We start from the raw sequence: 12,622 nt of genomic DNA, 5'->3' as shown, positions 1-12,622 counted from the left end.
GTTTGTCTGAAGAATCGCGCGGGTGGCGAAATTGGTAGACGCACCAGGTTTAGGTCCTGACGCCAGCAATGGTGTGGGGGTTCGAGTCCCCCCCCGCGCACCACGTGAAGCAGGTTGCTCCAGCAGCAGGCGGCAGCGTTAATCCATTCAAATAGAGGAAGAGCCATGGCAGTTACTGTTGAAACCCTAGAGAAGCTCGAGCGCAAGATCACGCTGAGCCTGCCCCTCACCACGATCCAGACCGAGGTGGACGCACGCCTGAAGCGCCTGGCCCGCACCGTGAAGATGGACGGTTTCCGTCCCGGCAAGGTGCCCATGAACGTGGTCGCCCAGCGCTACGGCTACTCGGTGCAGTACGAAGTGCTGAACGACAAGGTCGGCGAGGCCTTCGCCCAGGCGGCCAACGAAGCCAACCTGCGCGTGGCCGGCCAGCCCCGCATCACCGAGAAGGACGGCGCGCCGGAAGGCCAGGTCACGTTCGACGCCGTGTTCGAAGTGTTCCCCGAAGTCAAGATCGGTGACCTGTCGGAAGCGGAAGTCGAGAAGCTGTCCGCCGAAGTGACCGACAGCGCCATCGACAAGACCGTGGACATCCTGCGCAAGCAGCGCCGCACCTTTGCCCAGCGCGCGATGGGCTCGGCCGTGGAAGACGGCGACCGCGTGACGGTGGACTTCGAAGGCAAGATCGACGGCGAGACCTTCCAGGGCGGCAAGGCCGAAGACTTCCAGTTCCTGGTCGGCGAAGGCCAGATGCTCAAGGAATTCGAAGACGCCGTGCGCGGCATGAAGTCGGGCGAGTCCAAGACGTTCCCGCTGGCCTTCCCGGCCGACTACCACGGCAAGGACGTGGCCGGCAAGACCGCCGACTTCCTGGTCACGGTGAAGAACATCGAAGCCGCCCACCTGCCCGAAGTGAACGAGCAGCTGGCCAAGTCGCTGGGCATCGCCGACGGCTCCGTCGAAGGCCTGCGCGCCGACATCAAGAAGAACCTGGAGCGTGAAGTCAAGTTCCGCCTGCTGGCCCGCAACAAGCAGGCCGTGATGGACGCGCTGGTGTCCAAGGCCGAGCTGGATCTGCCCAATGCCAGCGTGCAGTCCGAGATCGCCCGCCTGCTGGAAGGCGCCCGCGCCGACCTGAAGCAACGCGGCATCAAGGACGCCGATAAAGCCGAGATCCCTGAAGACGTGTTCCGCCCGCAGGCCGAGCGCCGCGTGCGCCTGGGCTTGGTCGTGGCAGAGCTGGTGCGCGCCAACGAGCTGCATGCCAAGCCCGAGCAACTGAAGGCCCACATCGACGAGCTGGCCGCCAGCTACGAGAAGCCCGAAGACGTGGTGCGCTGGTACTTCGGCGACCGCCAGCGTCTGGCCGAGGTCGAGGCCGTGGTGATCGAGAACAACGTCACCGACTTCGTCATGGGCAAGGCCAAGGTCACCGACAAGGCCGTTTCGTTCGACGAACTGATGGGCCAGGGCTGAGCGTGATCTGCTGCCCGGGGTCGATGGGCCGCGGGGGCAGGTTTCTGGAGGGGCTTGTGCTTTGCGGCGCAAGCCCCAAATCATTTCTGGATACAGTAACCGTCTGACTGGAAGAGAAAAGGGTTGAGAAACATGAGCGCACTGGAAACACAGGCCCTGGGCATGGTCCCCATGGTCATCGAGCAGTCGGGCCGTGGCGAGCGGTCCTACGACATCTATTCGCGGCTACTCAAGGAGCGGATCATCTTCCTGGTGGGCGAGGTGAACGACCAGACCGCCAACCTGGTGGTCGCGCAGCTGCTGTTCCTGGAAAGCGAGAACCCCGACAAGGACATCTCGTTCTACATCAATTCGCCCGGCGGCAGCGTGACGGCCGGCATGGCCATCTACGACACCATGCAGTTCATCAAGCCCGACGTGTCCACCATGTGCGTGGGCTTCGCGGCCAGCATGGGCGCGTTCCTGCTGGCGGCCGGGGCCAAGGGCAAGCGTTTCTCGCTGCCCAACTCCAAGATCATGATCCACCAGGTGCTGGGTGGCGCGCGCGGCCAGGCGACGGACATCGAGATCCACGCCCGGGACATCCTGCGCACGAAGGACCAGATGAACCGCATCCTGGCCGACCGCACGGGCCAGCCGCTGGAGAAAGTGAAGTCGGATACCGAGCGCGACTACTTCCTCACGGCGGACGAAGCCAAGGAATACGGTCTGGTGGACCAGGTCATCGCCCAGCGCCCCTGAGCGCCCGCGCCTCTCGACGGCGGCGTTTTCCCTGAGGGAAGGCGCCGCTTTTTATTTCGTTATCATCTTGACACTTACCCTGTCATAAGGCACTGCCCCCATGGCCGAGAAAAAAGGCTCCTCCAGCGAAAAAACCCTCTACTGCTCTTTTTGCGGCAAAAGCCAGCATGAAGTGAAGAAGCTGATCGCCGGACCGTCCGTCTTTATCTGCGACGAGTGCATTGACCTGTGCAACGAAATCATCCGCGACGAGCTGCCCGCGGGCGATGGCGCGCGCGAAACCCGGGGCGATCTGCCCACGCCGGCGGAGATCAAGGCCAACCTCGACAACTACGTGATCGGCCAGGACGTGGCCAAGCGGACGCTGGCGGTGGCCGTGTACAACCACTACAAGCGCCTGCGCCACAAGGACAAGGCTGGCAAGGACGACGTGGAACTGGCCAAGAGCAACATCCTGCTCATCGGCCCCACCGGTTCGGGCAAGACGCTGCTGGCGCAGACCCTGGCGCGCATGCTGGATGTTCCCTTCGTCATGGCCGACGCCACCACGCTGACCGAAGCCGGCTACGTGGGTGAAGACGTCGAGAACATCGTGCAGAAGCTGCTGCAAAGCTGCAACTACGAAGTCGAGCGCGCCCAGCGCGGCATCGTCTACATCGACGAGATCGACAAGATCTCGCGCAAGTCCGACAACCCGAGCATCACGCGCGATGTGTCGGGCGAGGGCGTGCAGCAGGCCTTGCTCAAGCTGATCGAAGGCACGATGGCCAGCGTGCCGCCGCAGGGCGGGCGCAAGCATCCCAACCAGGACTTTCTGCAGATCGACACGACCAACATCCTGTTCATCTGCGGCGGCGCCTTCGCGGGCCTGGAAAAGGTCATCGAGAACCGCACCGAAGCCTCGGGCATCGGTTTCGGCGCGTCGGTCAAGAGCAAGAAGCAGCGCTCGCTGACCGAAGTGTTCACGGAAATCGAGCCGGAAGACCTGATCAAGTTCGGCCTGATTCCCGAACTGGTCGGCCGCATGCCGGTGGTGACTGCCCTGGCCGAGCTGAGCGAGGACGCGCTGGTCGAGATCCTGACCGAGCCGAAGAACGCGCTGGTCAAGCAGTACAGCCGCCTGCTGGCGATGGAGGGCGTGGATCTCGAGATCCGCCCGGCCGCGCTCAACGCCATCGCCCGCAAGGCGCTGGCCCGCAAGACGGGCGCTCGCGGCCTGCGTTCCATCCTGGAGCAGTCGCTCATCGGCACGATGTTCGATCTGCCCAATGCCACCAACGTGGAAAAGGTGGTGGTCGATGAATCCACTATCGAAGAGAACAAGCCGCCCCTGCTGGTGTATCGCGAAGCCGCGAAAAAGGCCTGACGCGGCCCATGGCCCGGCTTTGCGACGCTCGACCCGGTGCGTCGCGGCGCTCCCTTCCGGCGCTGCCGTGCCAGCGCCCGAGGGTTGAAATTTCCTGTCTGCGGACCATATTCCACACAGATTCATGAGGATTCCCATGTCCGGACACACCCCCCTGCCTTCGTCTCCCATCGACCTGCCGCTGTTGCCCTTGCGCGACGTGGTGGTGTTCCCGCACATGGTGATCCCGCTGTTCGTCGGGCGACCCAAGAGCATCAAGGCGCTGGAAATGGCCATGGACGGCGACCGCCGGATCATGCTGGTGGCGCAGAAGGCCGCCGCCAAGGACGAGCCGCTCGTCTCCGACATGTTCGACGTCGGCTGCGTTTCCACCATCCTGCAGATGCTCAAGCTGCCCGACGGCACGGTGAAGGTGCTGGTGGAAGGCCAGCAGCGCGCCGTCGTGGCGTCCATCGAAGATGCCGAGACCCATTTCACCGCGACGGTCAAGCCGGTCGAGGCGAGCGACGACAGCCACAAGCCCAGCGAGATCGAGGCGCTGCGCCGCGCCGTGATGCAGCAGTTCGACCAGTACGTCAAACTCAACAAGAAGATCCCTCCGGAGATCCTCACGTCGATCTCCAGCATTGACGATCCGGGCCGCCTGGCCGACACCATCGCCGCGCACCTGCCGCTCAAGCTTGAGAACAAGCAGGTCGTGCTGGACCTGGCCGACGTCAAGCTCCGCCTGGAAAACCTGTTCGAGCAACTCGACCGTGAAGTCGACATCCTCAATGTCGACAAGAAGATCCGTGGCCGCGTGAAGCGGCAGATGGAAAAGAACCAGCGCGACTTCTATCTGAACGAGCAGGTCAAGGCTATCCAGAAGGAGCTGGGCGAGGGCGAGGAAGGCGCCGACATCGAGGAGATCGAGAAGAAGATCAAGGCGGCCAAGATGCCGGCCGAGGCGCGCAAGAAGGCCGACAGCGAGCTCAAGAAGCTCAAGCTGATGTCGCCCATGTCGGCGGAAGCCACCGTGGTGCGCAACTACATCGAGGTGCTGACCGGTCTGCCTTGGGGCAAGAAGACCAAGATCAAGCACGACCTGATGAACGCCGAAGAGGTGCTCAACGAGGACCACTACGGCCTGGACAAGGTCAAGGACCGCATCCTGGAATACCTCGCGGTGCAGCAGCGCGTGGACAAGGTGAAGGCTCCCATCCTCTGCCTCGTCGGCCCGCCGGGCGTGGGCAAGACATCCCTGGGGCAGTCCATCGCCAAGGCCACGGGCCGCAAGTACGTGCGCATGGCGCTGGGCGGCATGCGCGACGAAGCCGAGATCCGTGGCCACCGCCGCACCTACATCGGCGCCATGCCGGGCAAGGTGCTGCAGAGCCTGAACAAGGTCGGCACGCGCAATCCGCTGTTCCTGCTGGATGAGATCGACAAGCTGGGCACCGACTTCCGCGGCGACCCGTCGAGCGCGCTGCTGGAGGTGCTGGACCCGGAGCAGAACCACAAGTTCGGCGACCACTATGTCGAGGTCGACTTCGACCTCTCCGACGTGATGTTCGTGGCGACCTCGAACTCGATGAACATTCCGCCAGCGCTGCTGGACCGGATGGAGGTCATCCGCCTGTCGGGCTACACCGAGGACGAGAAGACGAACATAGCCATCAAGTACCTGTTGCCCAAGCAGTTCACGAACAACGGCGTGAAGGAAGAGGAACTGCGCGTGACGGAAGATGCCGTGCGCGACGTTGTTCGCTACTACACGCGGGAAGCCGGCGTGCGGTCGCTGGAGCGCGAGCTTTCCAAGATCTGCCGCAAGGTGATCAAGGGCCTGCAGCTGAAGAAGCTCGAACCGCAAGTGGTGGTGACGGCCGACAACCTGCCGGACTACCTGGGTGTGCGCAAGTACACCTATGGCCGCGCCGAAGAGCAGAACCAGGTGGGCCAGGTGGTGGGTCTGGCGTGGACGGAGGTGGGCGGCGACCTGCTGACCATCGAGGCCGCCACGATGCCGGGCAAGGGCGTTATCACGCGTACCGGTTCGCTGGGCGACGTGATGAAGGAGTCGGTCGAGGCGGCCCGCACGGTGGTGCGCAGCCGCGCGCGGGCCCTGGGCATCCGCGACGACGCCTTCGAAAAGCGCGACGTGCACATCCACGTACCCGACGGCGCGACGCCCAAGGACGGACCGAGCGCCGGCGCGGCCATGGCCACGGCCTTCGTGTCTGCGCTCACCGGCATCCCCGTGCGCGGCGATGTCGCCATGACCGGCGAGATCACCTTGCGCGGCGAAGTCACCGCCATCGGCGGCCTGAAGGAAAAGCTGCTGGCCGCGCTGCGCGGCGGCATCAAGACGGTGCTGATCCCGCAGGAGAACGTCAAGGACCTGCAGGAGATTCCGGACAACGTGAAAAGCGAACTCGAGATCGTGCCCGTGCGCTGGATCGATCAGGTGCTGGCCGTGGCGCTGGAGCGCAAGCCGATCGCGCTCACGGACGAGGAGGTGGCTGCTGCTGCGGCCGCAGCGGCTGCGGTCACTGCCGCTGCGGGCGAGAAGGCGCAGCCGGCGACCGGGTCGGTGAAGCACTGATCGATCCACCGAAATTTTTGTGGCGAGGCCTAAAAACTGCGCTACAATTCATCCATCGACGCAAACGTTGTAGAATGTTAGGCTTCGGTAAATGCGGGAATAGCTCAGTTGGTAGAGCGCAACCTTGCCAAGGTTGAGGTCGAGAGTTCGAGACTCTTTTCCCGCTCCAATTTCCAGAAAAGGGGAAGCAGTCGCTTCCCCTTTTTGCCAAAGGAAGTCGGTTTCTGGCGCGGTAGCAAAGCGGTTATGCCCCGGATTGCAAATCCGGTTAGTCCGGTTCGACTCCGGACCGCGCCTCCAGACACATCGTGGGCATCGGCCGTGACCGTCGTCTAGTCGGTCGAAGCAGTGAGCTGGCGATGGTGGGGCGGTGGCGAGGGGGTCGCATGGCTCTTCGGTAGCGCTGAGATCGGCAGTCAGGTAGTTTTTGGTTGATAGCAGCGCCGAATGCTGGATCAGTCGAAAAATGGTGTTATAATTTTTTTCTCGCTGTGATGTTGGCAACGACGTGACAGCGAAATGCGGGAATAGCTCAGTTGGTAGAGCGCAACCTTGCCAAGGTTGAGGTCGAGAGTTCGAGACTCTTTTCCCGCTCCAGTATTTCAAGGGAAGCTTCGGCTTCCCTTTTTTATTGGTCGCCCGCGCCGGGCAGATGGTGGACGCCTTGGCCCCAGCCGTCGCCATGCGGCGCAGTGGCTTCACGCAGGCTGATAGCGTTCCCGGCGGGCCATCCGCCGGACAGCCGCCCCGATGGTGAAATTGGTAGACACTGCGGACTTAAAATCCGCCGCTTCCTGAGAAGGGGCGTGCCGGTTCGACCCCGGCTCGGGGCACCAACTCCTGGTGTGTGGTCGCGCAGTCCACGCATCAAGCTGAGTCGTGCAGCAATCCAGCGGGGCTCAGGAAAACCACGGCGCCTGCTGCCACAAGCTTGTGCACGGGCGGCACCCCCGCTTCCCCGACTGAATCTTCGATGGGCGCACCGCCGGCTAGAACAGGAGGCGATGTGGATGAGCGCGCCTCTTTCTCAGCCCCTGCGTCGCAGCCGGGCCGCCGCGCACAAGGCCAGCAACGACGCCATGAGCGCCACTGCCCACTGGGAAAGGGTGGGAACGGGAGACGCGGGCAGTGCCTCGATTCGCAGTGCCGGGCCCCCGTTGGCAGCCGCGGCGGCTGTGCACACTTCCGCGCCCGGCGTGGCGCCGGTCTGGGCGCGGGGCGTCACGCAAAAGAACAGGAACTGGCCGACGTCGGCCGCTGAAGGCGTGTACGTGCGCGCGGCTCCCACGGCAAGGCCTCCCGCCGCCGTGCTGGCCGAGGCGCTGCGCACCCACCGGAAGGTGGACGTCGATTGCGCGTCCGACTCCCCATCGCTGTACGCATAAGTGCCGGTCAACATGGTTGCCTGCCTGGGGGTGCCGGTGATGGTGACGGCGGAGGCGACGGGCGCCGCATTGTTGCTGATGCCCACCGTCACGGTGGCGGTATCGCACTGCGTCTCGTTCGGTGCCGGCAGGCACAGCCGGTATTGGAAGCTGTCCGTGCCGACGACCCCCGCATTCGGGCTGTAGGTGTAGCCGCCGGTCGCGGGGTCCATCGTCACCGTGCCACGTGCGGGCGAGGCCGACACTCCGAACGTTGCGCCGGCAGGGAACTGGTCATTGGCGGCGACGGCGCTGCTCACGGGGGTGTCGGGGCGGGTGCTGACTGCGTCGTCCACCGCGTCGATGCCCACGGTGATGCGCACCAACGCCGTAGCGCATTCCCCCGCGTTCGGCGCCGGCTTGCAGACCTGGTAGCCGTAGGAATCCACGCCCGCGAATCCGGTGGCCGGCGTATAGACGTAAGTGCCATCGCTGTTCTGCACCACGGTGCCCGGCGAGGGCTCGGAAGTCTTGGACCAGCGGGATCCCGCGGGCGCCGTGTCGTTGGTGGCGGCGTTGCCGGAGACCGGCGTGTTGATGGACGTGGCGCTGGAATCGTTGTTCGCGCCCACGGCTCCCGGCGGCAGCGCGATCTGCTGGGTACCGTAGTCCACCCAGGCTCGATCGATGGACACCACGTCGGCCACGGCCACGTTGTCCAGCTCGAAGTTCTGGCCACTGACTTCAATGCGGCCAAACCGTACGCTGGTGCCTTGCAGCAGCAGGTTGATGTAACCGTAGGGTTCGGCCGGATTGGACCGCGCGCCGCCGGTGTCTTGATTGGCGTTCGGGTTTCCGAAGTAACTGGCCTTGGGGTACCGGCGCCCGTCGATCGCCGTGATGGAGCCGTTGCCGCTCAGCACCGCGACCAGCGAGGCGGTGGTGAATTCCGCCAGCAGGTGGTTGCTCGTGTCATAGAACTTGATGACGTTGGACGCATCCCCGGCCGACCACCAGAAACCCACATAGCGCCGGTCGCCGGTGAGCGTGATGGACACCGTCTGGGGCGCCGGGCGCGAGAAAATTGCCAACGCCCCCCGCTCCACCAAACGTTCCGGCCGGTCTGATTTGAGCGCCGGTGCCTGCGTTGGACGTCGCCGTGTAGCTCCCGACCGCCCATGTGCCGGAGGACGGGATGTTCCCTGCGGCGGAATCGAAGGGCTCGTTGACGAGGCCGACGACTCCTGGAACTCCGCTGGCACTCTGCACCGTGGGTGTGGACAGATACATGCCGAGCGTCTGAGCGCTGACCAGGGGGCCGAAGGTGGCGGCGGCCACCGTCAGGGCCGTGGCAGCCCATTGGCGAAAGACAATACGGGAAGGACGCGAAGTCACGGTTTTCCTGGGGGCAGGGGAAGTGAACGAATGAAGGGGGTACGACGGAAGGCCTCGTCGACCCATGCACCCCCGAATAGCTTGTGGATATGAATTGTAAACAATTGATAAACACTGCCTCGGCCCGCCAACCAGTTTTTAGCCCGCCCTTTCGTCGCCTGCCCAATCGTTCCCCGATCCGGATGAAAGCAGCGCTATGCGAAAATGGAGTCGGCGACCGGTGCGCACTCCAGTGCCTTCGTCCGCCAGATGCCCCCGAATTCCCCAAAAATGGAGCCCGGAACCGGCCCGCATGCGGCTGCGGTCGGTTCCCCCGGCTTGGGGCACCCTTACGATTCGATCATGTCAAGTTACAACGCTCCCTTTGAAATCCATGTGCACGGCCAGGTCCAGCTGAGGGCCGACACCGTGTTCGAGCAGTTGCAGGAAGCGCTCAAGCCCCTCTGGAAGTACGCCGGCGCGCGCTCGCTGGCCGATGGCGCGGCCAGCGCCTACGAAGAAGAGCCCGGCATCCAGTTCGACGCCAAGGAGCACACGCTGCAGATCTGCTGGACGGTGCGTGGGGACGAGGATTTCCGCCAGTCGCTCGACGAGATGTGCATGAGCCTGAACGAGTTGGCGGAGCAGGGTGCGGCGATCGAGGTCACGTTCTACGACACCGACTTCGACGAAGAGGAAGAAGACGAGGACTCGGAGGCACGCGACGATTTCGTGATGCTGTTCGTCGGCCCGACGCCCGCCGCCATCATGCAGGTTCAGCGCGACCTGCTGGTGCAGGACGTCATCAATCTCATGGAGCGTCATTTCGACGGCTCCGAACTCGGCGGCGTGGTGGCCGAGGTGGACAAGCTCTTTTCCCAGCGCTTCGACGCGCTCGTGAACTCGCTGGAGATCGGCAAGCCGCCCCGCGGCAGCGGCGGCTCGGGCGGCAGCGGCCACGGCGGCGGTGGCCGCCGGCCGCGGCACCTGCACTGAGACGGTAGCGCGGCCGGTCACCGTGCCGCATGCCGATCCAATCCCTCGTTTCGCGAATTTGCTACGGTATTTGTAGCAAAGGACCAAGGCAGTTATTGCGCTACAGCCACTTCTGGGTGTGAATTGTCGGCCATGGCCGGCACCGAGACCGCCGCGCAGCACGATGCTGGCAGGTCCAGCCATCGCCGTGCGGCCGCCTGCAGCTGCGCCACATCGCCCGTGGACAGCAACTGGACCGGCCCGCCGGGCTCCGCTGGCGCGCCGTTTTCCAGCAGCGCGCCGGTTTCCAGCAGCCGCCGCGTCTGCCGTGCCACGGGCACGCCGGTTTCCACCAGTCGCACCTGCGGGCCCACCAGCGGCCGCAACGCCGGCTCGGCGAAGAGGTAGTGGGTGCAGCCCAGCACCAGTGTGTCGATCTGTCCGGCCTGGGTGCCAAAAACGCCCATGGCGCCGATGTAGCGCGCGCAGAGTGCTTCAGTTTCCATAGCAGCCTGCTGCGCTGACGGGCCTTGGTTCGTGCTGCGTTCGATGGCATGCGCGAGGCCATCGCACGGCTGCACCACGAATTCGGCCTGTCCCTTGAGCGATGCCAGCAACCTTTCGAACTTGCGGCTGGTCAGCGTGCCCCGCGTGCCGATGACGCCGATGCGGCCCGTGCGGGTCAGCGCCACGGCGGGTTTGACGGCGGGCTCCAGCCCGATCAGTGGCAGGGTGGGGTAGCGGCTGCGCGCCTCGTGGATCGCCGCCGCGGTGGCGGTGTTGCAGGCCACGACCAGCGCCTTGATGCCATGCGCCGCCTGCAGGTAGTCGGTGATCGCGTGGGTGCGCGCCGCCACGTAGGCATCGCCGCGCTCGCCGTAGGGCGCGTGGCCGCTGTCGGCCAGATAGACGAAGCGCTCGTGCGGCAGTTCGGCACGCAGGGCACGCAGCACGCTCAGGCCGCCGATGCCGCTGTCGAAAACACCGATGGGGCGCCGCGGGGTTGAGGTCATGGCAGAAGCGGCTGAACCGCGAAAGAAGGCGAGGGACGAAGCGAAAAGGGCTTGCCGCGTGCGGGCGCGCGGCAAGCCCGGATGGTAGTGCAGCGCCGCCGCCGGTGTGCCCGGGCGGCGCCGCGGCGCGTCAGGCGGCGACGAGGTCGATGGACTTGAACTCGCCCGTGGCGATGCGCTGGCTCCACTCGGCCGGGCCGGTGATGTGCTTGCTGGTGCCGCCGGCGTCCACGGCCACGGTGACGGGCATGTCCACCACGTCGAACTCGTAGATCGCTTCCATGCCGAGGTCTTCGAAGCCCACCACCCTGGCCGTCTTGATGGCCTTGCTGACCAGGTAGGCGGCGCCGCCCACGGCCATCAGGTAGGCCGACTGGTGCTTCTTGATCGCCTCGATGGCGACCGGGCCGCGCTCGGACTTGCCGATCATGGCGATGAGGCCGGTTTCGGCCAGCATCATCTCGGTGAACTTGTCCATGCGGGTGGCCGTGGTCGGGCCGGCGGGGCCCACCGCTTCGTCGCGCACCGGGTCCACCGGGCCCACGTAGTAGATGACGCGGTTGGCGAAGTCCACCGGCAGCTTCTCGCCCTGGGCCAGCATGTCCTGGATGCGCTTGTGCGCGGCGTCGCGGCCGGTGAGCATCTTGCCGTTGAGCAGCAGGGTGTCGCCGGGCTTCCAGCTGGCGACCTCTTCGCGCGTGAGCGTGTCGAGGTTCACGCGGCGGCTCTTGTTGTAGTCGGGTGCCCAGTCGATCTTGGGCCACAGGTCGAGCGATGGGGCCTCCAGATACACGGGGCCGGAGCCGTCCAGCACGAAGTGCGCATGGCGCGTGGCGGCGCAGTTGGGGATCATGGCCACGGGCTTGGAGGCCGCGTGCGTGGGGTACATCTTGATCTTGATGTCCAGCACGGTGGTCAGGCCCCCCAGGCCCTGCGCGCCGATGCCCAGGGCGTTGACCTTGTCGAACAGCTCCAGGCGCAGTTCCTCGACCTGGGTCAGCTTCTCGCCGCGCGCGGCCTTGGCCTGCAGCTCGTACATGTCGAGGTCGTCCATCAGGCTTTCCTTGGCCAGGAGCACCGCCTTTTCCGCCGTGCCGCCGATGCCGATGCCCAGCATGCCCGGCGGGCACCAGCCGGCGCCCATGGTGGGCACGGTCTTCAGCACCCAGTCCACCAGGTTGTCGCTGGGGTTGAGCATGACCATCTTCGACTTGTTCTCGCTGCCGCCGCCCTTGGCCGCGACGGTGATGTCCACGGTGTTGCCCGGCACGATCTGCGCGAAGATCACGGCAGGCGTGTTGTCCTTGGTGTTCTTGCGCAGGAACTGCGGGTCGGCCACGACGCTCGCGCGCAGCGTGTTGTCCGGGTGGTTGTAGCCGCGCCGCACGCCCTCGTTGACTGCGTCTTCCAGCCCCTGGCCGGCCGGGAAGCCTTCCCAGCGCACGTCCATGCCGACCTTCAGGAACACGTTGACGATGCCGGTGTCCTGGCAGATGGGCCGCTGGCCCGTGGCGCTCATCTTGCTGTTGGTCAGGATCTGCGCCATCGCGTCCTTGGCCGCCGGGCTCTGCTCGCGCTCGTAGGCGCGGGCCAGGTGGGCGATGAAGTCGCCAGGGTGGTAGTAGCTGATGTACTGCAGGGACGCAGCAACGGACTCCACGAGGTCGTGGTACCGGATGGTCGTGGTCATGGTGGGGATGGTTGTGGGGGAAAGAACGAACCCCGCAATTAT

Annotated in this window: 8 protein-coding genes and 5 tRNA genes; 10 read left to right on the top strand and 3 right to left on the bottom strand. The window is 65.0% G+C overall.

Annotated elements, in window-relative coordinates; all coding sequences use genetic code 11:
• The first annotated feature begins 16 nt into the window (after positions 1-16).
• From ABWV53_RS10850 to ABWV53_RS10810, 9 genes are all read left to right on the top strand, one after another.
• A tRNA-Leu gene (locus ABWV53_RS10850) sits at positions 17-103 on the top strand.
• Between the two features lie 62 nt (positions 104-165).
• The gene (gene tig / locus ABWV53_RS10845; RefSeq protein ID WP_353365714.1) at positions 166-1,476 is read left to right on the top strand and encodes a trigger factor; all 1,311 of its coding nucleotides are present in this window, start codon (positions 166-168) and stop codon (positions 1,474-1,476) included.
• A gap of 132 nt (positions 1,477-1,608) precedes the next feature.
• Positions 1,609-2,217 (top strand): ATP-dependent Clp endopeptidase proteolytic subunit ClpP, encoded by a 609-nt coding sequence (gene clpP / locus ABWV53_RS10840; RefSeq protein WP_353365712.1) that lies wholly within the window; start codon positions 1,609-1,611, stop codon positions 2,215-2,217.
• Positions 2,218-2,317: 100 nt separating this feature from the next.
• Complete coding sequence (gene clpX / locus ABWV53_RS10835) at positions 2,318-3,583, top strand: ATP-dependent Clp protease ATP-binding subunit ClpX (RefSeq protein ID WP_353365710.1); 1,266 nt, start codon at positions 2,318-2,320, stop codon at positions 3,581-3,583.
• A 136-nt stretch (positions 3,584-3,719) separates the two neighbouring features.
• Positions 3,720-6,164 (top strand): endopeptidase La, encoded by a 2,445-nt coding sequence (lon, locus tag ABWV53_RS10830; RefSeq protein ID WP_353365708.1) that lies wholly within the window; start codon positions 3,720-3,722, stop codon positions 6,162-6,164.
• Positions 6,165-6,257: 93 nt separating this feature from the next.
• Positions 6,258-6,333, top strand: a tRNA-Gly gene (locus ABWV53_RS10825).
• A 57-nt stretch (positions 6,334-6,390) separates the two neighbouring features.
• Positions 6,391-6,464: transfer RNA gene (locus ABWV53_RS10820), tRNA-Cys, on the top strand.
• Positions 6,465-6,685: 221 nt separating this feature from the next.
• A tRNA-Gly gene (locus ABWV53_RS10815) sits at positions 6,686-6,761 on the top strand.
• 147 nt (positions 6,762-6,908) lie between these two features.
• A tRNA-Leu gene (locus ABWV53_RS10810) sits at positions 6,909-7,000 on the top strand.
• Between the two features lie 191 nt (positions 7,001-7,191).
• Here the strand turns inward: ABWV53_RS10810 and ABWV53_RS10805 are convergent.
• On the bottom strand, positions 7,192-8,586 hold the full coding sequence (locus ABWV53_RS10805; RefSeq protein ID WP_353365706.1) for an IPTL-CTERM sorting domain-containing protein: 1,395 nt from the start codon (positions 8,584-8,586) through the stop codon (positions 7,192-7,194).
• Between the two features lie 679 nt (positions 8,587-9,265).
• On the opposite strand from ABWV53_RS10805, the gene ABWV53_RS10800 reads away from it, so the two are divergent.
• The gene (locus tag ABWV53_RS10800) at positions 9,266-9,898 is read left to right on the top strand and encodes a DUF6806 family protein (protein WP_353365704.1); all 633 of its coding nucleotides are present in this window, start codon (positions 9,266-9,268) and stop codon (positions 9,896-9,898) included.
• 92 nt (positions 9,899-9,990) lie between these two features.
• Here the strand turns inward: ABWV53_RS10800 and murI are convergent, their stop codons facing one another.
• Positions 9,991-10,890 (bottom strand): glutamate racemase, encoded by a 900-nt coding sequence (murI, locus tag ABWV53_RS10795; protein WP_353365702.1) that lies wholly within the window; start codon positions 10,888-10,890, stop codon positions 9,991-9,993.
• 130 nt (positions 10,891-11,020) lie between these two features.
• Positions 11,021-12,580, bottom strand: coding sequence for a fumarate hydratase (locus ABWV53_RS10790; protein ID WP_353365700.1), 1,560 nt, complete (start codon positions 12,578-12,580; stop codon positions 11,021-11,023).
• Positions 12,581-12,622 lie beyond the last annotated feature (42 nt).

This window comes from Acidovorax sp. FG27, assembly GCF_040365715.1.
Lineage (GTDB): Bacteria > Pseudomonadota > Gammaproteobacteria > Burkholderiales > Burkholderiaceae_C > Paracidovorax.
This window is presented reverse-complemented; position numbering and strand designations above follow the sequence as displayed.

Coding starts and splice junctions, on each gene's coding strand:
- tig (WP_353365714.1), top strand. CDS start 166: ATGGCAGTTACTGTTGAAACCCTAGAGAAGCTCGAGCGCAAGATCACG.
- clpP (WP_353365712.1), top strand. CDS start 1,609: ATGAGCGCACTGGAAACACAGGCCCTGGGCATGGTCCCCATGGTCATC.
- clpX (WP_353365710.1), top strand. CDS start 2,318: ATGGCCGAGAAAAAAGGCTCCTCCAGCGAAAAAACCCTCTACTGCTCT.
- lon (WP_353365708.1), top strand. CDS start 3,720: ATGTCCGGACACACCCCCCTGCCTTCGTCTCCCATCGACCTGCCGCTG.
- ABWV53_RS10800 (WP_353365704.1), top strand. CDS start 9,266: ATGTCAAGTTACAACGCTCCCTTTGAAATCCATGTGCACGGCCAGGTC.
- murI (WP_353365702.1), bottom strand. CDS start 10,890: ATGACCTCAACCCCGCGGCGCCCCATCGGTGTTTTCGACAGCGGCATC.
- ABWV53_RS10790 (WP_353365700.1), bottom strand. CDS start 12,580: ATGACCACGACCATCCGGTACCACGACCTCGTGGAGTCCGTTGCTGCG.